The sequence below is a fragment of the Pedobacter sp. MR2016-19 genome, assembly GCF_014947265.1.
Lineage (GTDB): Bacteria > Bacteroidota > Bacteroidia > Sphingobacteriales > Sphingobacteriaceae > Pedobacter.
The window spans coordinates 1-425 of the sequence record NZ_JADCNK010000057.1 but is presented as its reverse complement, the minus strand read 5'-3'; the positions used below and the strand labels follow the sequence as shown (position 1 = coordinate 425).

The 425-nt window shown below is 43.3% G+C and carries 1 protein-coding gene; it reads right to left on the bottom strand.

The window, feature by feature from the left end; translation table 11 throughout:
- Window positions 1-425 (bottom strand): hypothetical protein (locus IM793_RS24705; protein WP_370629854.1); only part of this gene is annotated, 425 nt, incomplete at both ends.

The following is a 425-nucleotide window of genomic DNA, read 5'->3' as shown; positions in this document are numbered from 1 at the left end:
TGTTACCGTATAAGAAGCAGTAAATGTATTTAAGTCGGCAGCACCAGGAAGTAAAGTTACCGGACCACCGGTTACTGTTACTTTAGGGTCAGTCACCACAATATTACTTACAGTAACGTTTCCAGTGTTTTCAACTTTGAAAGTATAGCTGATCTTGTCGCCAAGGTTTACTTTACCGTCGCCATTGGTATCTGCATACGTTCCGGTTTTAGTTAATTTAATAACCGGGGTTTGTGGAAGCGGTGTGATTGTACAATCCGGACAGGCAGGATCAACAGGAGGTGTACCAGGACCTGAAGGGTTACCGCTTTCAGACTGATCGGTAACATTGTTTCCTTTAGGATCTTTACCCGTTGCTGTTGCAATGTTGTAAACAGCGCCTTTATCAATATCGGCCTGTGTTACAGTATAAGAAGCAGTGAAGC